The organism is Methylobacterium sp. SyP6R (assembly GCF_019216885.1).
Taxonomy (GTDB): Bacteria; Pseudomonadota; Alphaproteobacteria; order Rhizobiales; family Beijerinckiaceae; genus Methylobacterium.
In genome coordinates this window covers 660,051-681,325 of sequence record NZ_JAAQRC020000002.1, presented here as the reverse complement: position 1 = coordinate 681,325, position 21,275 = coordinate 660,051, and the positions used below count along the sequence as shown (strand labels likewise).

At 71.8% G+C, this 21,275-nt stretch carries 20 protein-coding genes; 10 read left to right on the top strand and 10 right to left on the bottom strand.

Annotated elements, in window-relative coordinates:
* Nucleotides 1-551: 551 nt before the first annotated feature.
* From HBB12_RS32400 to HBB12_RS32375, 6 genes are read right to left on the bottom strand one after another with little or no spacing between them, the layout of a single operon-like run.
* Nucleotides 552-1,841: an LLM class flavin-dependent oxidoreductase gene (locus HBB12_RS32400; protein WP_236993187.1), complete on the bottom strand. Its 1,290-nt coding sequence runs from the start codon at nucleotides 1,839-1,841 to the stop codon at nucleotides 552-554.
* Complete coding sequence (locus HBB12_RS32395) at nucleotides 1,838-2,593, bottom strand: ABC transporter permease (protein WP_236993186.1); 756 nt, start codon at nucleotides 2,591-2,593, stop codon at nucleotides 1,838-1,840. The genes HBB12_RS32400 and HBB12_RS32395 overlap by 4 nt, the downstream gene beginning before the upstream one ends.
* On the bottom strand, nucleotides 2,590-3,387 hold the full coding sequence (locus tag HBB12_RS32390; RefSeq protein ID WP_236993185.1) for an ABC transporter permease: 798 nt from the start codon (nucleotides 3,385-3,387) through the stop codon (nucleotides 2,590-2,592). The genes HBB12_RS32395 and HBB12_RS32390 overlap by 4 nt, the downstream gene beginning before the upstream one ends.
* A complete protein-coding gene (locus HBB12_RS32385) occupies nucleotides 3,384-4,397 on the bottom strand; it encodes an ABC transporter substrate-binding protein (protein ID WP_236993184.1) in 1,014 nt (337 codons plus the stop codon). Before HBB12_RS32385 ends, HBB12_RS32390 begins: the two co-directional genes overlap by 4 nt.
* A gap of 15 nt (nucleotides 4,398-4,412) precedes the next feature.
* Nucleotides 4,413-5,198, bottom strand: a complete 786-nt coding sequence (locus tag HBB12_RS32380) for a class II aldolase/adducin family protein (protein WP_236993183.1) — start codon at nucleotides 5,196-5,198, stop codon at nucleotides 4,413-4,415.
* Nucleotides 5,195-6,031: an ABC transporter ATP-binding protein gene (locus HBB12_RS32375; RefSeq protein ID WP_236993182.1), complete on the bottom strand. Its 837-nt coding sequence runs from the start codon at nucleotides 6,029-6,031 to the stop codon at nucleotides 5,195-5,197. The genes HBB12_RS32380 and HBB12_RS32375 overlap by 4 nt, the downstream gene beginning before the upstream one ends.
* 234 nt (nucleotides 6,032-6,265) lie before the next feature.
* Here HBB12_RS32375 and HBB12_RS32370 point away from each other — a divergent pair, with 234 nt between their 5' ends.
* From HBB12_RS32370 to HBB12_RS32345, 6 genes are all read left to right on the top strand, one after another.
* Nucleotides 6,266-6,985 (top strand): GntR family transcriptional regulator, encoded by a 720-nt coding sequence (locus HBB12_RS32370; RefSeq protein ID WP_236993181.1) that lies wholly within the window; start codon nucleotides 6,266-6,268, stop codon nucleotides 6,983-6,985.
* 61 nt (nucleotides 6,986-7,046) lie between these two features.
* Complete coding sequence (locus tag HBB12_RS32365) at nucleotides 7,047-7,826, top strand: SDR family oxidoreductase (RefSeq protein WP_236993180.1); 780 nt, start codon at nucleotides 7,047-7,049, stop codon at nucleotides 7,824-7,826.
* Complete coding sequence (locus tag HBB12_RS32360) at nucleotides 7,826-8,962, top strand: pyridoxal phosphate-dependent aminotransferase (RefSeq protein ID WP_236993179.1); 1,137 nt, start codon at nucleotides 7,826-7,828, stop codon at nucleotides 8,960-8,962. The genes HBB12_RS32365 and HBB12_RS32360 overlap by 1 nt, the downstream gene beginning before the upstream one ends.
* 36 nt (nucleotides 8,963-8,998) lie before the next feature.
* A complete protein-coding gene (locus HBB12_RS32355; RefSeq protein ID WP_236993178.1) occupies nucleotides 8,999-9,877 on the top strand; it encodes an alpha/beta fold hydrolase in 879 nt (292 codons plus the stop codon).
* Nucleotides 9,878-9,879: 2 nt separating this feature from the next.
* Complete coding sequence (locus HBB12_RS32350; RefSeq protein ID WP_236993177.1) at nucleotides 9,880-11,142, top strand: hydantoinase/carbamoylase family amidase; 1,263 nt, start codon at nucleotides 9,880-9,882, stop codon at nucleotides 11,140-11,142.
* The gene (locus HBB12_RS32345) at nucleotides 11,139-12,098 is read left to right on the top strand and encodes a cupin domain-containing protein (RefSeq protein WP_236993176.1); all 960 of its coding nucleotides are present in this window, start codon (nucleotides 11,139-11,141) and stop codon (nucleotides 12,096-12,098) included. The genes HBB12_RS32350 and HBB12_RS32345 overlap by 4 nt, the downstream gene beginning before the upstream one ends.
* Before the next feature lie 255 nt (nucleotides 12,099-12,353).
* Here the strand turns inward: HBB12_RS32345 and HBB12_RS32340 are convergent, their stop codons facing one another.
* Nucleotides 12,354-12,998: a hypothetical protein gene (locus HBB12_RS32340; RefSeq protein ID WP_236993175.1), complete on the bottom strand. Its 645-nt coding sequence runs from the start codon at nucleotides 12,996-12,998 to the stop codon at nucleotides 12,354-12,356.
* Between the two features lie 10 nt (nucleotides 12,999-13,008).
* Nucleotides 13,009-13,635 carry a glycosyltransferase family 29 protein gene (locus tag HBB12_RS32335; RefSeq protein ID WP_236993174.1) on the bottom strand — a complete coding sequence of 209 codons (627 nt, stop codon included), beginning with the start codon at nucleotides 13,633-13,635 and terminating at the stop codon, nucleotides 13,009-13,011.
* A gap of 199 nt (nucleotides 13,636-13,834) precedes the next feature.
* Between HBB12_RS32335 and HBB12_RS32330 the strand changes: the two genes are divergently transcribed.
* Entirely contained in the window at nucleotides 13,835-14,833 is a 999-nt protein-coding gene (locus HBB12_RS32330; protein ID WP_236993173.1) for a glycosyltransferase family protein, read from the top strand.
* A gap of 3 nt (nucleotides 14,834-14,836) precedes the next feature.
* Here HBB12_RS32330 and HBB12_RS32325 read toward each other — a convergent pair whose 3' ends face one another.
* Both HBB12_RS32325 and HBB12_RS32320 read right to left on the bottom strand, forming a co-directional pair.
* Nucleotides 14,837-16,021 carry a glycosyltransferase family 4 protein gene (locus HBB12_RS32325; RefSeq protein WP_236993172.1) on the bottom strand — a complete coding sequence of 395 codons (1,185 nt, stop codon included), beginning with the start codon at nucleotides 16,019-16,021 and terminating at the stop codon, nucleotides 14,837-14,839.
* Complete coding sequence (locus HBB12_RS32320) at nucleotides 16,021-17,061, bottom strand: glycosyltransferase family 4 protein (protein ID WP_236993171.1); 1,041 nt, start codon at nucleotides 17,059-17,061, stop codon at nucleotides 16,021-16,023. The genes HBB12_RS32325 and HBB12_RS32320 overlap by 1 nt, the downstream gene beginning before the upstream one ends.
* Nucleotides 17,062-17,121: 60 nt before the next feature.
* Between HBB12_RS32320 and HBB12_RS32315 the strand changes: the two genes are divergently transcribed.
* The 3 genes from HBB12_RS32315 to HBB12_RS32305 are packed head-to-tail and all read left to right on the top strand — an operon-like array spanning nucleotide 17,122 to nucleotide 21,255.
* Nucleotides 17,122-19,173 (top strand): HAD-IIB family hydrolase, encoded by a 2,052-nt coding sequence (locus tag HBB12_RS32315; protein WP_236993170.1) that lies wholly within the window; start codon nucleotides 17,122-17,124, stop codon nucleotides 19,171-19,173.
* Complete coding sequence (locus tag HBB12_RS32310; RefSeq protein WP_236993169.1) at nucleotides 19,163-20,047, top strand: glycosyltransferase family 2 protein; 885 nt, start codon at nucleotides 19,163-19,165, stop codon at nucleotides 20,045-20,047. The genes HBB12_RS32315 and HBB12_RS32310 overlap by 11 nt, the downstream gene beginning before the upstream one ends.
* 8 nt (nucleotides 20,048-20,055) lie before the next feature.
* On the top strand, nucleotides 20,056-21,255 hold the full coding sequence (locus HBB12_RS32305) for a glycosyltransferase (RefSeq protein ID WP_236993168.1): 1,200 nt from the start codon (nucleotides 20,056-20,058) through the stop codon (nucleotides 21,253-21,255).
* Nucleotides 21,256-21,275: the final 20 nt, after the last annotated feature.

Here is a 21,275-nt window from a genome sequence, read left to right as displayed (position 1 = left end):
CCATTCGATGACGGCCGCGACGTGCCGTTTGGATGGTGCGGCGCGGTCGGCCGCCGACGATGCAGGCGAGGTGACGGTTGATCCGCCCGTGCGGCTGCGCCGCGGAGGTGCGGACGTCGCTCGACCCTGGCCGAGGCCGCTTCTTTACTCAATAATATTATTTTTGTGATTGAAATAGACCGGCGTGAGATCGAAACCGTCCCATCTGAGCCGGAGGCGGAATCGCCCCCTCCCCCGTCACGCGGGAGGTCGCGATGGGAGGGGCCCGACGGCATGCGTGATACGGCGTCCGGAAGATTCCTTCCGGACGCCGTATCACCAGCCCGCGCGGTGAAGCCGTAGGCTTCACACGCCTGAGCGAAGCCGGTTTCCGCATCGCGAGGCGATCAATCGGAAGCCGTATGAGACGTACCGGGTCGGCCGGTACCGGCAGATCCTCGCTGCAAGGCGCTGCCGGTCAGGCCCCGGAATCCCTGCGAGCGTCTCCCGGTCGAGGATCGGCGGGCCGTCGCGGATCGTCGGCGTGAGCGAGTCGGAACCGGCGGCCCTCGTCAGCGCGCCGGCCGGGCAAGGCCGAGGCGGTCGCGAAGGGTCCTGCCATGGTAGTCGCGGCGAAAAAGCCCGCGCTCCTGCAGCAGCGGCACGACGAGGTCGACGAAGTCGATGAAGCCGTCGTGGAAATAGGGCGGCATCACGTTGAAGCCGTCGGCGGCACCGGTCTCGAACCAGTGCTGGAGCGTGTCTGCGATCGTCTCGGCCGACCCGCACAAAACCCAGTGGCCGCGGGCCGCGGCGGTGAGGTTGTAGAGGTCGCGCAAGGTCATGCCGTCGCGGCGGGCTTTCGACAGCATCACCCGGGCGAAACTGTGATAGCTGTCCGGCAGGGCGATGTCGGGCACCGGCCCGTCGAGGTCGTAAGCCGACATGTCCTGCCCGAGCCGGTCGGAGAGCAGCGCCAGGGCGTTCTCGTTGCCGACGAAGCCCTGGAGCGTCGCCAGCTTGTCGAACGCCTCGCGGTCCGTGCGCCCGACCACCGGCATCACGCCCGGCAGCACGCTGACATCGTCGGGGCGCCGGCCATGGGCAGCGAGCCGGCCCTTCAGGCTCGCATAGGCGGCACGGGCCTCGTCGATGTCCTGCACCACCGAGAAGACCACGTCGGCGGTGCGCGCGGCGAGATCCTGGCCGGCCTCCGAGCCGCCGGCCTGGAGCACCACCGGCCGCCCTTGCGGGCTGCGGCCGATATTGAGCGGGCCCTTCACCGTGAAGAAGGGGCCGTCATGGTCGAGGGCGCGCAAGCGAGTGGGATCGATGTAGAGGCCGCTCGCCCGGTCGGCCACCACCGCGTCGTCGGCCCAGCCGTCCCACAGGCCGGCGACCACGTCGAGGAACTCGCCCGCCCGCTCGTAGCGCCTTGCGTGGTCCGGATGGATCGTGCCGAAATTCGCGGCGGTCGCCGGGCTCGCCGTCGTCACGGCGTTCCAGGCGGCGCGGCCGCCGCTGATATGATCGAGGGAGGCGAAGGCGCGGGCGACCGTGAACGGATCGCTGTAGGTGGTCGAGACCGTGGCGCCGAGGCCGATATGGCGGGTGAGCGGGGCGAGCGCCGCGAGCAGCGTCAGGGGTTCGAGGCGCAGGGTATAGGAGGGGTGCGCGGCCGGATCGGCATAGAGGTTGTCGCCGATGAAGATCAGGTCGAAGCAGCCGCGCTCCGCGGTGCGGGCGATCTCCTGAATCGCCGAAAAGTCCTGGAAGCTGTCGACCGCGCCGGGCATGCGCCAGCCGGCGACGTGGCTGCCGGTGCCGAGGAGGAACAGGCCGAGATGCATCTGCCGGATCATGACGCCTTCCAGAACAGGAGCCGGCGCTCGGCGAGGCCGACGAGACCGAAGAACAGGAGGCTCGCCGCCGAGGCGACGACGATCGCCGACCAGACCTGGACGAAATCGATCTGGAGCACCGCCTGGTAGATCACCCAGCCGAGCCCGCCATAGGCGCCCAGCATCTCGGTGACGATCGCCACGATGATGCTGCGCACCGTCGAGACGCGAAGCCCGGCGAGGATCAGCGGCAGGGCGGTCGGCAGGCGCAGGCGCCACAGGAGGGCGAGGCGCCCGGCGCCGAAGCTGCGCATCAGGTCGATGCTGCGGCGGTCGACCCGGTCGAGGCCGCTGAGCGTCGAGAGGAACAGGGTGAAGCTGACGGCGAGCGCCACCATCACCACCTTCGAGGCGATGCCGATGCCGAACCACAGCAGGATCAGGGGCGAGTAGGCTACCACCGGGACCGAGTTCACCGCCGTCACCGCGGTCACGACGACGCCGCGGGCCCGCGGCAGCAGGGTCAGCGCGACGGCGAGCCCGATGCCGAGGAGCGCCCCGAGAGCGTAGCCGAGGAGCGCCTCGGAGAGGGTGTAGGCGGCCGCCTCGGCGAGCATCGCGCGCTGACCCCACACGCCGAGGAGCACGTCGCTCATCGCCGGCAGAACGTAGGCCGGCAGGGAGAAGCCGCGGGCGACGCCCTCCCAGAGCCCGATCAGCACCAGCGCGCCGAGGATGCCGCGCTGCACGGCGAGGGATTTTTGCCCCGTCACTGCTCGGCCCCCCAGAAGACGAGGCGGCGTTCGAGGAAGGCGACGGCCGCGTAGAAGCCGGTGCCGAGAAGCGCGCAGACCAGGAGCGCGGCCCAGATTGCGACGACGTTCTCGTTGTACATCGCCTGCAGCAGGAGCACGCCGAGCCCGGTCGTGTCGCCGAACCACTCGCCGACGATGGCACCCACGAGGCTGAGCGAGGCGGCGAGCCGCAACGCCACGAAGGTCTGCGGCAGGGCGCTCGGCAACTGGAGACGCAGCAGGATCTGGCGCGGCGAGGCGCCGAAGCTGCGCATCAGGGCGATCTGGCGCGGGTCGACCGATTCGAGGCCGATGAGCGCGTTCACGGTGACGGGGAAGAAGGTGAGGTAGAAGGCGATGACGGCCTTGGCGATCAGCGTGTTGCCGAACCACAGCACGACCAGCGCCCCGAAGGCGATGACGGGAATGGTCTGCGACACCACGAAGAGCGGGAAGACCATCTCGCGCAACGCCCGCAGCCGCAGGAACGCCACGGCGACCGCGATCCCGAAGGCGCCCCCGGCGACGAAGCCGATCAGGGTCTCGGTCAGCGTGCGCAGGAACCCGGCGGCATAGGCACCGGGCGTCGCCAGGATGGCCGCCAGGACCGCCGAGAGCCGCGGCAGGTAGAACGGCCGGATCCCCAGCAGGAGCACCAGCCCCTCCCAGGCGAGCGCCACGGCCAGCAGCGCGAGGATCCGCAGGCCGATCCGGCGGGCGAGGCCGGCGGCGCGGGGCGCGGCCGGCGTGGACTCGGCGAGCGCCGCGCTCACAGCTGGCGGTCCGCGCTCGACAGGGCATCGAGCGGCCGGGAATCGAAGGCGCTGTCGAGGTCGACGGGCTTTGCGATCACCTTGGCCTGGAGCAGCAGGTCGTGCGCCTTGGCGATGGCCGCCGGGTCGATCGCGAACAGGCCCCGCTCCTTGGCGGCGCCGGCCGTCATCAGGCGCTTGACCTCCGCCAGCATGAACTCCTGGTGTGCCCGGTCGAGGGTCGGGGCGATCGCCATCACGGTATCGATTGCGGCCTTCGGATCCGCGAAGGCGTCGCGCCAGCCGCGGATCGAGGCGCGCAGGAAGCCCTTCACCAGCTCGGGCTTGTCCTTCAGCACCGGCTCGGACACGATCAAGGTGTCGCGCGGGAAGGTGATGCCGTAATCCTCGGCGACGAAGGTGCGTAAGTTGTCTTTCCCCATCCGGCTCTGGATGGCGTAAAGTTCGTTGTAGTAGGTGGCCGTGGCGACATCGACGGCGCCGTCGACGAACGGCGTGACGCTGACCTGCTGCGGCTGGATCTTCACCTCGCCGGGCTGGATGCCCTCCTTGGCCAGGACGGCGTTGAGGACGTGGTTGGCGCCGGTGAACCAGGTCGTGACGGTGCGGCCCTTGAAGTCGGCGAGCGTCTTCACCGGTCCGTCCTTGCGGGTGACGAAGACGAACGGGGTGACCTGGTGCGAGACGCCGATGCAGACCACCGGCAGGCCCTTGTCGCGGGCGGCGAGCACGCTGTCGCTGCCGCCCGAGAGGCCGAACGTGTCGGCGCCGGTGGCGACGAGGTTCTCGGCGAGCAGGTTCGGCCCGCCCGGGTTGATCGTCAGGTCGATCCCTTCCGCCTTGTAGTAGCCCTTCTGCACGGCGACGTAGAACCCGGCGAACTGCGCCTGCGGCAGCCATTTCAGGCGCAACGAGGCTTTCACCGGCTCGGCGGCGGCGGCACCGGCGAGGGCAGGACCGGCGAGGGTGAGGGCGGCGAGGGCGGCGAGGAGGTGGCGGCGCTTGAGCATCGGGGGCCTTCGCGTTCAGTGGCGGTAGGACGGGTCGGTGCGGTCGAGCCGGCGCATCAGCGCCGGCCATTCGCGCTCGCCGGGGATCAGGATGTCGCCCTGCAGCTCCCAGAACTGCCGTGCGGCGCGCTCGCAGACCTCGTGGGGCGGGATCACCAGGGCGGCGCCGGCGGCGGCCGCCGCCTGCATGTCGAGCTGGATGCGTGCGGCGCGCTCGAAGTAGTAGAGCAGCATGAACGCCTCGCCGGGCGTGCGGCCGACGGTCAGGATGCCGTGGTTGCGCATCAGCATGACCTTGTGGGGCCCGAGATCGCGCACGAGGCGCCCCTGCTCGTCGAGGTCGATCGCCACGCCCTCGTAATCGTGGAAGGCCTGCCGGTCGTAGAACCGCATCGCGAACTGGCTCAGCGGCAACAGGCCCTTCTCCTGGCCGGAGACGGCGACGCTGGCATCCGAATGGGTGTGCAGCACGCAGGCCGCGTCGTGGCTCGTCTTGTGGATCGCCGCGTGGATCACGAAGGCGGCGAGGTTCACCGTGTGGGGCGTGTCGTCGAGGACGGTGCCGTCGAGGTCGATCTTGACGAGGCTCGACGCGGTGATCTCGTCGAAGAGCAGGCCGTAGGGGTTGATCAGGAATTCGTTGTCGCGCCCGGGAATGCGGGCCGAGATGTGGTTGTAGATCAGGTCGTCCATGCCGAGCTGCGCCACCATGCGGTAGCAGGCGGCGAGCGCGACGCGGGCCTCCCACTCGGCGGGATCGACGCGGCCTGCGGGGGTCTCGGCGCTCATGCGGGCGTTCATGGAGCCTTCTCCTCGGCGATCTGGAACGACTTCAGGCTCTCCTCCTCGATCGCCTCGAGGAGCGTGCGCTTGAGCCGGATGAATTCGGGGGCGGTGACGAGGTCGGGCCGGCGCGGCCGCGGCAGGTCGATGCGCTGCTCGAGCTTCACCGCGCCCGGCCGGGCGGTCATCACCAGCACCCGGTCGCCGAGGAAGATCGCCTCGTCGACGTCGTGGGTGATGAACAGGATCGTGCGCCGGTGGCGCTGCCAGACGTCGAGGAGCCACCGCTGCATCAGCGTGCGGGTCAGCGCGTCCAGCGCCCCGAACGGCTCGTCGAGCAGCATCAGGTCGCGCTCGAACAGGAAGGTGCGCATCAAGGCCACCCGCTGGCGCATGCCGCCGGAGAGCTGGTGCGGGTACTGTGCCTCGAAACCGGACAGCCCGAATTCGGGCAGCATCCGGAGCGCTTCCGAACGGGCTTCCTTGCGCGGCCTTCCCTCGATCTCCAGCGCCAGGATCGCGTTGTCGATCACGGTGCGCCAGGGCAGCAGCAGGTCGCGCTGGGGCATGAACGAGACCCGGCCGAGCAGGTCGGCGGCGTGGCAGCTCCGCCCCTCGAAGCGCAGGGCCCCGCCGGGATCGGGCTCCTCCAGCCCGGCCACGATGTTGAAGAGCGTGCTCTTGCCGCAGCCGCTCGGGCCGACGACGGTGACGAACTCGCCCCGCCCGATCCGGGCCGAGAACCCCGACAGGGCCTTGACCGGCCCGAACGTCTTGCCGACGCCCTTGAACTCGATCAGCGGCGCGGGATCCGCCGTCGTCGCGGGAGCGTCGTCCTGGTGTCGCAGCATCGCCCGCAAGAGACGTCCTTTCGGGTTCTTGTATAACGAGGGCCGCCTCTGGCATGCCTGAGCGCCGGCCGCGATGGGCGGATCTCTGCAACGGATGTGCCAGACGGCTCCGAAGCGGCGTGAACGCAACGGCATCGCGTTTGCCTCGGCCCTGGCGAGTGCTGCGCGAAGGTGCCGGCCGGGTCGAACTGGGCGAGGCGGCAGGGGTGATGTACACAAATATGGAATTTATGAATGCATAAGATGGTGGCAGGCGCACAAAACGGCGTCATCGGGATCGATGCGGGGCGTGCCCCGGTCTCCCCTGCCCCCGGCCTAACCCTGGCGGAGGGGTTGCGCCAACAGCTCGAAGCGGCGATCGCCGCCGGCCATCTCGAACCCGGCAGCCGCCTGGACGAACAGGAGATCGCACTGCGCTACGGCGTGTCGCGAACCCCCGTCCGCGAGGCGTTCCGGCTGCTCGCCGCCAGCCACCTCGTCGAGCTGCGCGGGCGCCAGGGCGCGGTGGTGCGCAGCATCGGCCCGCACGCCCTGATCGAGATGTTCCAGGTGATGGCGGAACTCGAAGGCCTGTGTGCGCGGCTCGCCGCGCGGCGCGTCCCGCTGACCTGGCGGGCGACGATCGAGCCGATCCACCAGCGCCTCGTCGACCTCGTCGACGGCGGCGACGCCGACGCCTTCTACGACGTGAACCAGGATTTCCACGAGGCGATCTACGAGGCCGCCCGCAACGGCTTCCTGGCCGACCAGACCCGGCGCCTGCGCAACCAGGTCGCCGCCTATCGCCGCCGCGTCACCCGGATGCCGAACCGGATGAGCGACACGATCCGCGAGCACGAGGCGATCCTGAGGGCGATCCTCGCCCACGACCCGGAGGGCGCGCACCGGGCGATGCGCGACCACGTCGCGCTGCTCGGCGACAACCTGCTCGACTTCCTGGCCGCGTTCGAGTGAGACCGCGTCTGGTATGCAACTTGCTGCACGATGCATACCTTTTGCCCGTCAGGAGTGCCCCGTGCAGCTCGACCTCACCGACAAGACCGCCCTGATCACCGGTGCCTCGAAGGGCATCGGCCTCGCCGTGGCCCGCACCTTCGCGGCGGAAGGCTGCCACCTGCATCTCGCCGCCCGCAACGGCGCGGCGATGGAGGAGGCCAGGCGCGAACTGGAGGCCGAGTACGGCGTCCGCGTCACCGTCCATGCCCTCGACCTGTCGAGCACCGCCGCGATGGAGCGGCTCGCCGCGGCGGCAGGCGACATCGACATCCTGGTCAACAATGCCGGCGACATCCCGGCCGGCTCGATCGAGGTGCTGGAGGAGGAGGACTGGCGCCGGGGCTTCGACCTCAAGGTGTTCGGCTACATCACCCTGTCGCGCCTCTACTATCCGCGCCTGAAGGGCCGCGGCGGCGTGATCGTCAACGTCATCGGCAATTCGGGCGAGAACTGGGACGCGAGCTACATCGCGGGCTCGACCGGCAACGCCGCGCTGATGTCCTTCACCAAGGCGCTCGGCGGCCGCAGCCTCGACCACGGCGTGCGCGTGGTCGCGATCAATCCCGGCCCGGTCGCCACCGACCGCATGCTCAAGATCATGAAGCGCAAGGCGATCGACATGCTCGGCGACGAGGCGCGCTGGCAGGAACTGTTCGACAAGTATCCGGGCAAGCGCCCCGCCACCTCGGAGGAGGTCGCCGATCTCTGCGCCTTCCTGGCCTCGCCGCGGGCCGGCTACATCACCGGCACGGTCGTCACCATCGACGGCGGCATCGCCTCGCGCGGCTCGGTGATCTGATGGCCTCCCCTGCGCTGACCCGCAACCGCTACTTCGACGACCTCTCGGCGACGCCGGACCTGATCTGGCTCGGCCAGAACACCAACCACATCGAGGCGCATCCGGCGGTGCGCGCGGCGATGATCCGGGCGGTCGAGGACAACGCCTTCAACGCCTACGCGCCGCCGCTCGGCTTCGAACGTTTACGCGCCGCGATCACCGCCGATCTCGGCACGCCGGGCGCCGAGGCGCTCGTGACCGAGGGCGGCGTCAATGCGCTGGCGATGGTCTGCCGCGCCCGTTGCCGGCCCGGCACCACCTTCGTCACCACCGACCCGACCTGGAAGTGGCCGTGCCTGTTCGCCGAACAAGCCGGCGCGACGGTGATCGAGATCCCGATCTACGATCCCGCCTGCGGGTATCGGCTGACCCCGGAGGCCCTGCGCGCCCATGTCGACGCGCGAACGGCGATCATCTACCTCGTCGATCCCAACAACCCGCTGGGCATCCGCTACACGCGGGCCGAGATCGAGGCGTTCGCTGCCATCGCCCGGGAGTGCGGCGCGCTCCTCGTCCATGACTGCACCTACCGCGACTTCGCCGACGACCATTACCCGGCGCTCCTCGCCGACCCTGAGAACACGGTCGTCTCGCTGAGCTTCTCGAAGTGGCTCGGTCTTGCGGGGTTGCGCATCGGCGCGCTCGTCGCCTCGCCCGCCCTGTTCGAGGAGATGGCCGCGCGCACCACCAGCGTGCTCGGCGCCAGCGTGATCGCGCAGCGGGCCGCCGAGGCCGGGCTGTCGGTCAAGCCCGCCTGGATGGCGGAGGTCCGCCGGATCGACCGGGCCAACAAGGCGATGATCGCCGAGGCCGCGGGCCGGGTCGAGGGGTTGGCGCTGCCGATCTTCCCCTCGCACGGCAACTTCCTGGTGCTGGAGACGATCGGCGCCGGCATCCGGCCGGAGGCCCTGGTCGAGTGCTACCGCCGGCGGGGAATCATGATCCGCCAGGGCACCTACCACACCGCCCGCTTCGGCGACCGCTTCGTCAAGGTCTCGACCTCGGTGCCGACGCCGTGGGTGCAGCGGTTCTGCGACCTGCTGCCGGCCCTGGCGGAGGAAGCGCGCACGCTGAACGACCTGCCGCCGCAATTCTGAGCCCCTGCCCAGGACGATCCATCGGGACAGCCCATCATGACGATCACGACCCGTGACGGCGTAAACCTCCACGTCGAAGAGGCAGGAATCGGCACCCCGATCCTGTTCATCCACGAATTCGGCGGCAACCACGCTTCCTGGGAGCCGCAGATGCAGTTCTTCAGCCGCCGCCACCGCTGCATCACCTACGCGGCGCGGGGCTATCCGCCGTCCGACGTGCCCGACGGCCTCGATTCCTATTCCCAAAGTCTTGCCGCCGACGATGCGGTGGCCGTGCTGGACGGGCTCGGGATCGAGAAGGCCCACATCGTCGGACTGTCGATGGGCGGGTTCTGCACCGTGCATGTCGGCCTGCGATACCCCGAGCGCGCGCTGTCGCTGACGGTGGCGGGCGCCGGCTATGGCTGCGAGAAGGAGTTCGAGGAGTATTTTCGCGGCGTCTCCCTCGAAGTGGCCGACAACTTCGAGACCAAGGGCGCGCGGGAATTCTCCAAGATCTATGCTCTCGGCGCCAGCCGGGTGCAGTTCCAGAGCAAGGACCCGCGCGGCTGGCAGGTCTTCGCCGACCGGCTCGCCACCCATTCGGACAAGGGCGCCGCGATGACGATGCGGGGCGTGCAGGCCCGCCGGCCGTCCTTCTACGATCTCGAGGAGGAGCTGAGGCGGATGGCGGTGCCGACCCTGGTGGTGGTCGGCGACGAGGACGACCATTGCCTCCAGCCCGGCCTCTTCCTCAAGAAGACGATTCCCGCCTGCGGGCTCTCGGTCTTCCCGAAGACCGGCCACACCCTGAACCTGGAGGAGCCCGCCGCCTTCAACGCGCTGCTGGCCGAGTTCATCGCCCAGGTCGAGGCCGGGCGCTGGCTGCCCCGCGATCCGCGGGCGCTGCCGGGCCAGATCATGCGGACGATGTGACGATGGCCGGCCCCGCTTCCGGCCGGCTCTGGCGCCGGCTGATGGCGCTCGCCGAGATCGGCGCCATCCCGGGCGGAGGCGTCGACCGGCAGGCCCTGACCGCGGGCGAGGCCGAGGCCTGGCACCTCGTCATCGGCTGGGGCCGCGAGGCCGGGCTCGCGCCCCAGACCGACGAGGCCGGCAACCTGTTCCTGGTCCTGGCCGGCCGCGACCGGGCGGCTCCGCCGGTCCTGCTCGGCAGCCATCTCGACACCCAGCCGACCGGCGGGCGCTTCGACGGGGCGGCAGGCGTGCTCGCCGCCCTCGATGCCGTGACGGATCTCGCCGCGGGCGGGCGGGTGCCGGAGCGCGACTGTATCGTCGTCGCCTGGATGAACGAGGAAGGCAGCCGCTTCGCCCCCGGCATGATGGGATCGGAGGCGTTCTGCGGGTTGCGCGGCCTCGCGGCGATCCGGGCCGTCCGGGATGCGGACGGGATCGGCGCCGGCGACGCCCTCGACCGCTTCCACGCCTGGTTTCCCGACCTGCCGCGCCGGCCCCTCGGCGGTCCGGTCGCCACCTATCTGGAACTGCATATCGAGCAGGGCCCGGTGCTGGAGGCGGCGGGGTGCCCGGTCGGGATCGTCACCGGCATCCAGGGCAAGAAGACCTTTTCCGTGTGCGTCTCCGGCGTGGAGGGCCATGCCGGCACCCTCGCCATGTCCGAGCGCCGCGACGCGGTGGCGGCCTTCGCGCGCTGCGCCGCCGCGCTCCACGGGGCGATCGGCGGCCTCGATCCGGCGATCAAGTTCACCATCGGGCGGGTCACGGTCGCGCCGAACGCCCCCTCGGTGATCGCCCGGGAGGTCCGTTTCAGCATCGATTTGCGCCACCCCGACAACACGGTGCTGAATGCGGCCGGCGCGTGGATCGAGCCCTTATGCCGGGCCGAGGCGGGCCCTTGCGCGGTCGCGGTGACGCCCCTCGTCGCCGCACCCTCGAACGCCTTCGATCCCGTGCTCCGGGACCGGATCGCGCGGGCGGCGGCGGAACTCGGGATCCGGGCGATGCCGCTCCTCTCGGCCGCCGGCCACGACGCCCGCCACCTCGCCTCCTCGTGCCCGAGCGCGATGATCTTCGTCCCCTGCCGGGCCGGGATCAGCCACGCCCCGGCCGAATGGGCCGAGCCCGCCGACCTCGCCGCCGGCGCAGGCGTCCTCGCCCGGGTGCTCCACGACCTCGCCTTCGCCGACGCCCTGCCCCTCGCACGAGGAGACGCCCGATGACCGACATGACCCCGATCGACATGACCTCGATCGACATGACCCCGATCGACATGGCGAACCTGCCGGTCCAGCACCCGCGGGACCCGGGCAGCCCGGCCGGGGCGCGGGCGCGCTTCTTCAATTCCGGCAACGCCTTCAACATCAAGCTGCCGGCGGTGCCCGCCCGTGTCTTCACGGACGAGGCCGCCCGGGCGCTCGCCCCGGACGCGCCGACGGGCTTCGTTCCGTGCGACCAGGCCGGGGCGATGGCCTGCCCGTTCCCGGCCACCACCCCGTTGATGCTGGCGCGCTACGCCGCCATCGCGGCGGGCGAACGCCTTGCCTGCGACCTCGCGGCGACCGGCTCGATCTGGTTCGTCATCGCCGGCACCGGTGAGACGAAGGCCGGGGGCGAGACCCTGCGCTGGGGCCCCGGCGACGTGATGCTGCTGCCCGGCGGCGCGGTCGCGCATGCGGCGGAGAGCCGGGCGGTCCTATGGAGCGTCAGCAACGAGCCGCAGCTCGCCCACGACGCCTCGCGCCCGCCCTCGATTCCGGTCGCCGCCGTGCATTATCCGGCGGCCGAGATCGAGCGCCAGCTCGCGGTGATCGCGGCGGCCGGCACCAACGCGGCGACCTCGGGCCTCGCCCTGATCTTCTCCTCGGACGGGCTCGAGGCGAGCCGCAACATCCTGCCGACCCTGACCCTTTCGCTCAACACCCTGCCGCCCGGCACCGATCAGCGCGCCCACCGCCACAACTCGGCGGCGGTGACCCTCGTGGTTGCCGGGGAAAGCTGCTTCTCCACCGTCGACGGCGCCCGCTGCGACTGGACCCTTTGGGCGACCCTGGTGACCCCGCCCGGCGCGCCGCACTCCCACCACAACGACGGCGGCGATCGAGCCCGCTTCCTGATCGTGCAGGATGGCGGCCTGCACTACCACGCCCGCACCATGGGTTTCGCGTTCCTGACGTGAGGCCACGGATGCGTGGCCCCCTCGCGCTCGGTGAGGGCACGATGCCGATCGATGCCGCTTTCGAAGCGTCGGTCGGATCGAAGGGACGCCCGGACAGGCGACCCGATCGGCTTGTCCGCCCCTACGCCGCCGTGCCGGGCCCGTCCGACCTCTTGCGGGCATCCACCCGTCACCGGGAAGGTCCGTCATCGAGCGAAATCCGGACGCAACCTGCGCCGCCCTGCCGAAAAGGGCGGTCGCAGGGGTCGTCGTCCGTCAGGCTCCGAGCCAGGCCTCGTGAACGGAACCGCGGGCCGTGTCCGGCTTCGCATCGCCGATGAAGATCACGACCGGGCCATGCCTGTCGCGTCGGGGGTCGTAGAAGTCGAGCAAGGCGGGATACCGATGCTGGAAGAAGGGCGGCTTGCGACCCTCACGCGCGAGCAAGTGGTCGATGACGACCTGGTCGCCATGGACGGCGTTCGGCACCGGGCCGCAGGATCCCGGCCTCATCCAGCGCCCGGGCTCGGCCGCGAAGGCGGCATACAGGGGAGCGAGGTCGTCGCCGTGCCAGCGCAGCAGCGCGCTGGAGACGCGGCCCTTGTGGAAATAGTCCTCCATCGCCGCGAGGCCGGGTTCGGCGAGGGTGCCGGCCGGTCCGGTCAGGACGGTGTCGAGGTCGCACAGCAAAGCCGTCCCCTCGACGAGGCCGGGGCGGAACGCCTCCATCTTCGCCCACCAGGCCGGCCAGTCGTGCCGAAGCGCCACCCGCTCGACCCCGTCGATCGCGAGCGGAAGGTCGGTGAGGCAGAGGATCCGCTCGAAGGCCGGGGCGTGGCGGCGGATGCCGGCGGCCAGGCGCGCGACCCAAGGTCCGTCGTAGCGGCCGCCGCTCTTCAGGACGGTGATCAGGGTTGCCATCGTGCAGGAATCATCCGTCGGTCGGGGGAGGATGCAGCCGCAGCCGCCCGGCCGCGTTAGCCGCGGCGAACCAGGCACGCTCGGCCGCCCAGGGGTGGCCGGACCAACCGGCAAAGCCGAATCCATAGGCCTCGATCGCCGGAGACCCGGCCGGCCGCCCCAGGAGGAGGGCGAGCGCGACCAGGAAGCCGGTGCTCGGGTTCGGCCGGCCCTCGGTGCGGGCGCCGAGCACGCGCCGGGCTTCGCCGTGCAGCGCCTCGGGCAGGACGTGGACCGGCTTGCCGAGCGGGCGCAGCAGCGCCAGCACCTCGCGGGTGAAGCAGATCGGCTCAGGGACGTTCTGTGCTTCGGGCAGCATCGGGAACGGCAGCACGAAGGCCTGCGCCTGGCGGACGACCGGGCGGTCGAGGAAATCCGGATCGGCCAGCCACTCGCGCATCTGCCCGCCGCGGTTGACGAGAGCGAGATGCGTGACCCGCGACCCGGCCCGGCCGCCGAAATTCGGGGCGTTGTTGAAGCGCACGACGTTTTCCGCCGCATCCGCCGCTGCGGCCTCGGTTCCGGGCGCGTTGCCGACGAGGGAGATCGAGGCGAGATCGAAACAGGCTGCGCGGAGGGGGTCGACGGCGTCGGGCAAGCGAGGCACAGGTCTCGTCGGGGGCGTCATGGAAGCCCCGGGGAAGTATGGCGCTCGTGCCCCGCGACTAGCCCTGGAGCATCGTCCGACGAAGCGGATTCCGGTTCGTCGAAGAAAATCCTGCAAAATCAAAAGCTTATAGCAGCGTCCGATGGCAACGCGACCGGGCGCCGCTCTCGCCGGAACGGGACCTTCGTCGATGATTCTCGAGAGAGAACGGAGCCGCCGCTGCTTCGTCTGCGCCGCCGCCATGCTGGCGCCGAGCGACCGCCGCCTGATCGATGCCCGCGGGCGCGAGCGCGCCTTCCCGATGGCCTGCCACTCCTGCGGCGTCCTGACCGAGCGGGACGCGGACCCGGCGGGGAACTGGCGCGACCTCGCCGGGCGCCTCGCCGCGCCGACCTTCGTCCCCGACCCGGACGGTGCTTACGGCCTCGACATCTACACCCTGCGTACCGCCGCGACCCGCCTCGGCCGCGGCCTGCGCCCGCTTGGCCCCGACGATCGTGCGGCGCTCCTGGCGCCTCACAGCCCGCTCGCGGCGCGGGCCGAACTCTACGATCTCGCGGACGGGCCGCCCGTCTCGCTGGGCCTCCTCTGCCGTCCGGCCGAACTCGACGCGGTGCTCGCCGGCCTCGCCTCGCAGGCCGGCTGGACCGACGACGTCGCGATCCTCCTCGACGGCGAGGCCGCGCCGCTGCGGGCGATCCCGGTCGCGGGCTTCGCGGAGGGCGCGGTGCGGATGGCTGTCCGTCCCCTCGCGGGCGACTTCGCCGCGCAGCGCAACGCCCTCCAGGATCTCGCCCGCCACGCCTGGATGCTGCAGCTCGACGCCGACGAGACGCTCGCTCCCGAAACCGGCCGCCTCCTGCCGGCCCTCGCGGCCCTCGCCGAGGACGGCGACGTCTTCTCGGTCGGCCTGCCCCGGTGCAACCGCGTCGACGGAATCATGTCGGATGTCTATCCGGACGTGCAGTACCGGCTGAACCGGGTTCCGGTGCGCTATGCCGGCCGCGTCCACGAGCGCCCGGCCCTCGACGGCGGCTGGCGTCGCAGCCTCATCGCCCTGCACGGCGCGATCGAGCACCGCTTGAGCCGCGACCATGTCCGCGCCCGCTCCCGGGCCTACGAGGCCCTCGATCCCGGGCGCGGCCGGTTGGAGGAGGAGGAGACGCTGTTGCGGCCCTACCGCGCATGAGGTTCACCCACCCCGCGCCGCCGCGATGGCCCGCCCGTACAGATCGAGCGTCGCGCGCGCGAGGCTTCCCCGGGTGAAGCGCCCGGCCGCCGCGAGCGCCCGGGCGCGGTAGGCCCGGCGCAAGCCGGGATCGCGCAGGAGCGGGCGAAGGGCGTCGGCGAGCGCCGGACCGGTGGCCGCCGCCGCGAGCGGGCCGGCCTCGGGCGCGCCGACGAAGGCGCGGGCGCTCGCATCCTCGGCGCAGGCCACCACCGGCCGACCGTAGGCCAGGGCTTCCTGGTAGACGAGGCCGAAGCTCTCGTAGCGCGACGGGGCGAGAACCGCGTGGGCCTCCGCGTAGGCCTCGGCCAAAGCCCCGGCGCCGATCCGGCCGCGGGCGTGGAGGCGCGCCCGGGCCGCGTCGGAGAGATCCGCCGGCAGGTCGCCGGGCGGCACCCCGACGAGGTCGAGCCGGAACGGCGGCAGGGCGCCCCGCTCCGCCTCCGCCGCGAGGATCGCCAGGGCGCCCATCAGCGCGTCGAAGCCTTTTCGCAGTTCCGCCCGCCCGACGAAGAGCAGGCGCAAAGGCGCGTCCGCCTCCGGATAGGCAGCGTCCCGGGCGCGGCCCGCGACCTCCGGCGGCAGGCTCAGCCCGATCACCGCGTCGGGCTGGCGGCCCGACAGGCGATAGGCCTGCCCGATCACCGCCCCGTGCGCCGCGGTGTTGGCGATGAGGCCGGCACTTCCCCGCGCCTGACGCCGCTCCAGGGCGTCGGCGGTCCCGCCGTCGAGGCGGTCGCGCAAGGACGGGGCCGGCCCGCGGGTGAAGGCCGCCGGGGTCGAGGAGCGAGTCACCAGCGGCAGGTCGCGGCGGCCGGCGAGCAGCACGGCGGGCGCGTACCAGTTCGTCGCCTCGATCACGTCGAACGGGCTGCCGGCATGCGCGGCCAGCACCGCGCGCCGGAACGCCAGCGGGGCGGCGAGGTGGCCGACCGATCCCCAGCGGCGTAAACTCGCGAGGCCCCCGGCAGGCGGCAGGGAGATCCCGGCGACCGTCACGCCCCCGACCCGCTCGATGACGGCGCGATCGAGGGTGAACACCGTCACGTCGGCACCGGCCTCGGACAGGCTCTCGGCGATCTCCCGGGCCGCGGTCGAGAGGCCGCTCGGGGCCGGCGGGTAGTCCCAGGCGAGGAGGGCAGTGCGCATCAGGCGGCCAGGAGGCGACGGTAGAGGGCGAGGTAGTCCCGGGCCATGCGCTCGGCGGTGAACCGCTCCTCGAAGCGGCGGCGCACCCCCGCCCGGTCGATCTCGCCGATCCGGGCGAGCGCCGCCACGGCCTCGTCCTCGGAGGCGACGACGAAGCCCGTCACCCCGTCCTCGACGATCTCCGGCACCGAGCCGCGGTTCCAGGCGATCACCGGGGTGCCGCAGGCCATCGCCTCGATCATCACGAGGCCGAACGGCTCCGGCCAGTCGATCGGGAACAGCAGCGCGCGGGCGCCGCGGAGGAGCGCGCCCTTGGCCTGATCGTCCACCGGGCCGAGATAGACCGCGTCGTCGGCGAGCAAGGGGCGGACCTCGCGGTCGAAATAGCCCGGATTGCCGACATCGATCGTGCCGCCGAGCCGGATCGGCAGGCCGGCCTCCCGCGCCACCCGGATCGCGGTGTCGGGCCGCTTCTGGTCGGTCATCCGCCCGACGAAGGCGAGGTGGTCGCCAGCCTCGAGCGACGCCTGGTAGCGGTCGCGGTCGATGCCGTGATGCACGACCCCGGCCCGGTTCGCCGCCGGTATGCCGGCCGCTTGCGCCGCCGAGATCGCCGCGACGGGGAGATCGGGAAAGCCTTCGAAGAACAAAGCCCGGTCGAGCTCGTCGACCCGCCAGTGGATCGTCGTCAGGCTGTGCCGCCTGCGCTCCCCGAGGAGGGCGGCGTGCGCGAACTCGCCGTGGCCATGGACGATGTCGAAGTCGTCGAGGCGCCGGCGCAGGGCCTCGAGCTGCAGGGCGTCGAGGGCGGCCGGCACCCCGGGCGCGACCCGGCCGTAGCGACGCTCCAGGGCCGCGAGGCTCGGATAGCTACCGATACGGGGTAAGTGTGTCGCACTGTCCGTGGGGGCGAACAGCGTTACCTCCACGCCCAAGCTTCTCAGCGCCGTGGCGAGGTCGTGGATGACCCGCTCCGTGCCGCCGTGATGCTCCGGGGGAATGGGAAAGATGTTCGGAGCGATTTGGGCGACGCGGATCACGACATATACCTCACTCGAATCGACCTGTTCTCGGATTTTGTCCGCTGCGGCGGCGGAGTGATGTTCGTTCTGCATGTCGCCCTGCAGGGCTGCCTGCGCGGCCGGGACGTGGTCTATGGGCTCACCGCCGATACCGGCGGCCATATCCGCTACCTGCTCGATCTCGTCGCCGCCTCGGCGCAGGATTCCGATATCGGCCGGATCGTGGTGGCGACGCGCCGGTTCTCCGGCGCGCCCGGCCCCGACTACGCCGTGCCCGAAGAGCGCCTCGGCGACAAGGCCACGCTCGTGCGGCTGTCGAGCGCGTCTCCGGGCTACCGCACCAAGGAGGAGATGCACGCGGAGGTCGCGAGCTTCGCCGAGAGCCTGATCGCCTGGATCGGCGCGCAAGCGCGGGCTCCCGACCTGATCCACGCCCATTACGCCGACGCCGCCGCCGTCGCGGAGATCGTCGAGGACCGGCTCGGGATCCCGTTCGTCTTCACCGCCCACTCGCTCGGCCGGGTCAAGGCGGCGATGCTCGGCAAGGCGGCGGGGCAGCCCGACCTCGCCGGCCGGATCGCCACCGAGGAGCGGGCGCTCGCCCGCGCCAGCCTCGTCATCGCCTCCTCGCGCGACGAGGCGGAGGTGCAGTATGCCGGCTACGACGCCTACGATCCGGGCCGGATCCGCGTCCTGCCGCCGGGCAGCGACCTCGCCCGCTTCGCCGACAGCCGCCCCGATCCGCGGGTCGACGCGACGCTCGCGCGCTTCCTGCACGACCCCGGCAAGCCGGTGCTGCTGGCGCTGGCCCGCCCGGTGGCGCGCAAGAACCTCGCCGCCCTGGTGCGGGCCTACGGCGAGAATCCAGGCCTGCAGGCACGTGCGAACCTCGTCCTGATCGCCGGGACCCGCCAGGACATCGACGCCCTCGACGGCGAGATGGCCGAGACGCTACGCGACCTCCTGGTGCTCATCGACCGCTACGACCTCTACGGCCGGGTCGCCTACCCGAAGAGCCACCGGCCCGAGGACGTGCCGGCGCTCTACGCCCATGCCCGGGTGCGGGGCGGCCTGTTCGTCAACCCGGCCCTCAACGAGCCGTTCGGCCTGACCCTGCTCGAGGCTTCCGCCGCCGGCCTGCCCCTCGTCGCGACCGACAGCGGCGGCCCAAACGACATCGTCGAGACCTGCGGCAACGGCATCCTCGTGGATCCTCGCCGGCCCGACGCCATCGCGGCGGCGGCCCTGCGCCTCCTCGACGATCCCGCCCTCTACACCCGATGCGTCGCCGGCGGCGCGCGGGCGGCGGCAGCTTACGACTGGGACCGGCACGCCGCGCGCTACCACGCCCTGCTACGCGCACTCGTGACGCCGGTACCGCCCGTGGAGGCGCCGCGCCAGCTCCTGATCTGCGACATCGACAACACGCTGGTCGGGTGCGAGGCGGCTCTCGGCATCTTCCGGCGCTGGCACAGCCGGCAGGCGTCGCTGGCCTTCGGGGTCGCGACCGGGCGCTCGTTCCACAGCGCGATGGCGGTGCTGGAGCAGCAGGACAGCCCGCGGCCGCAGGTGATGATCACCTCGGTCGGCTCCGAGATCCACCACCTCGACGAGAACGGCGTGACCTACACGGCGGATTCCGTCTGGCGCGCGGCGATTCTGCCCGGATGGGAGCGGGAGGCGATCCGCGCCGCGCTCGTCGGCCTCGCCGACCTGGCGCCCCAGGGGCCGCTGGAGCAGCGCGCGCTCAAGCTCAGCTATTTCGGCGGTGCGGCAGCGGCGGCGCAGGTCCGGGCCCGCCTGGGCCAGGCGGGCCTGCGGGCCTCGGTGATCCACAGCCACGGCCGCTACCTCGACGTCCTGCCCGAGCGGGCCTCGAAGGGCAGCGCGGTCGACCACGTGCGCGCCCTCTACCGCCTGCCCGAGCGGGCCGTGTTCGTGGCGGGTGATTCCGGCAACGACGTCGAGATGCTGCGCGCGCGGGTGCAGGCGATCATCGTGGCGAACTATTCCGACGGGCTGGCCGCCCACGCCGCCCTGCAGCACTCCTACGTCGCCCGGGCCTCGCATGCCCGCGGCATCATCGAGGGCGTCGGCCATTTCCGCCGGATGTTCGCGCATGCGACCTGAGGCCTCGCGACCCGAGTCCCCTGCCGCGAGCGTGCTCACCCTGGTGCGCGGGCGCGACGCGTGCCTGCGCCACCTGATGCGGGGTCTCGCCCGCCAGAGCACGCGCCCGCGCGAACTGGTGATCGCCTGGATGCAGGCGGAGCCCGCGCCAGACCTGCCCGATCCCGGCTGCCCGGTGCGCCACCTCCACGTGCCGGGCGAGCCGATGCCGCTCGCGGCCGCCCGCAACCGGGCGGCGGAGGCGGCGGACGGCGACCTGCTGATCTTCCTCGACGTCGATTGCATCCCGGGTGCCGGCCTCGTGTCCGCCTACGCGCAGGCGGCCGCGGAAGGCGACGGCCTGTTCCTCGGCGAGGTCCTGTACCTGCCGCCGGGCGTCGCGCACCTCGACGAGGCCGATCTCGACCGGCTCGGCCGCGCCCACCCGGCCCGCCCTCCGGTGCCGGAAACCGGCCTCCGCCCCGAGCCCGATGCCGGCCAGCTCTGGGGCCTGTCCTTCGCGCTGCCGGCGCGGGCCTGGCGCGCGGTCGGCGGCATGGACGAGACCTTTGCCGGCTATGGCGGCGAGGAGACCGATCTCGCCGCCCGCCTGAGCGCGAGCGGTCTTCCGACCTTCTGGGTCGGGGGCGCGCGGGCCTATCACCAGCATCACCCGGTCCACGTGCCGCCGCTCCAGCATTTCGACCCGATCCTCGCCAATGCCGCGCGCTTCCGGGCCCGGCACGGGCGCTGGTGCATGACCTACTGGCTCGGCCAGTTCCGCGACGCCGGCCTGATCGCCTGGGACGAGGGCGCGGACGACATCCGCCTCCTGCGCCCCCCGACCCCGCCGGAGATCGCCGCCGCCTTGCGGCCCGATGCCCTTTTTTCTTGAGAGATTTCATGAAGAAGCCGATCGCGTTCTTCGTCCACCACCAGGGACGGGGCCATGCCCGCCGCACGATGGCGGTGGCGGCCGAGTTCGCCCGCGACCGCCCGGTCTCGGTGCTGACCGCCGGCCCGCACCTGTTCGACGGATTCTCCCGCGACATCGAGATCGTGGCGCTGCCGAACATGATCGGCGCCGCGGTGCCGACCCCGCGCCTCCACGCCGAGCCGACGCCGCAGGTGATGCATTGCGTGCCCCTCGGGCTCCCCGAGATGCGCCGGACGATGCGCCGGATCCTCGACCACCTCGACGACCGCGGCATCGGCCTCTTCGTCGTCGATGTCTCGGCGGAGATCGCGCTGTTGTCGCGCATCGCCAGCGTGCCGGCGGTGCAGATCCGCATGCACGGCGACCGCCAGGATATCGGCCATGTCGGATCCTACGAGGCCTGCGTCGGGATGCTGGCGCCCTTCGACGCCAAACTCGAACAGGACGACTATCCGGCGCATCTTCGCGCCAGGACCTTCTACAGCGGCGGGCTGTGCACCAGCATCGACCGGGTGCCGGACCGGGCCGAGGCGCGGGCGAGCCTCGGCCTCGATCCCGACCGCGAGATCGTCGTGGCGGTGACCGGCGGCGGGGGCAGCGGCACGCCCTACGCGCCCCTCACGGTCGCGGCCCGCGCCGCGCCCGACGCCCTGTGGCTCACCCTCGGGCCGACCCACCGCGAGGGCCACGAGACCGATTTTTCGAACCTGCGCGAACTCGGCTGGGTGCCCTCGGTCACCGATTACCTGGCGGCGGCCGACATCGTGGTGGCCTCGGCCGGCGACAACACGGTGCACGAGGTCGCCCGGGTCGGCGGTCGCCTGATCGTGATGCCGGAATGGCGCTATTTCGGCGAGCAGACCCGCAAGGCCGAGGCCCTGGTGCGCCTGGGCGCCGCCGTCCAGGCGCCGATCTGGCCCGGCGACCTCCAGGGCTGGCGCGACCTCCTCGCCCGGGCGCGAGCCCTCGACGGCGAGGCCCTGCGCAGCCTCTACGCGCCGGACGCGGCGTCCCGTGCCGCCGGCTGGCTCGAAGGGCTGACCGACGCGCTCTGGCAAGGCGCCGCCGAGCCTTTGCCAGGCGCCGCCGAGCCTTTGCCGGGCGCCGTCGAGCCTTTGCCAAGCGCCGCCGAGCCGGGCGCGCTTCGCGTCGTCGCCGCCGGCTGACGAACCCCATCCTCCTCCTG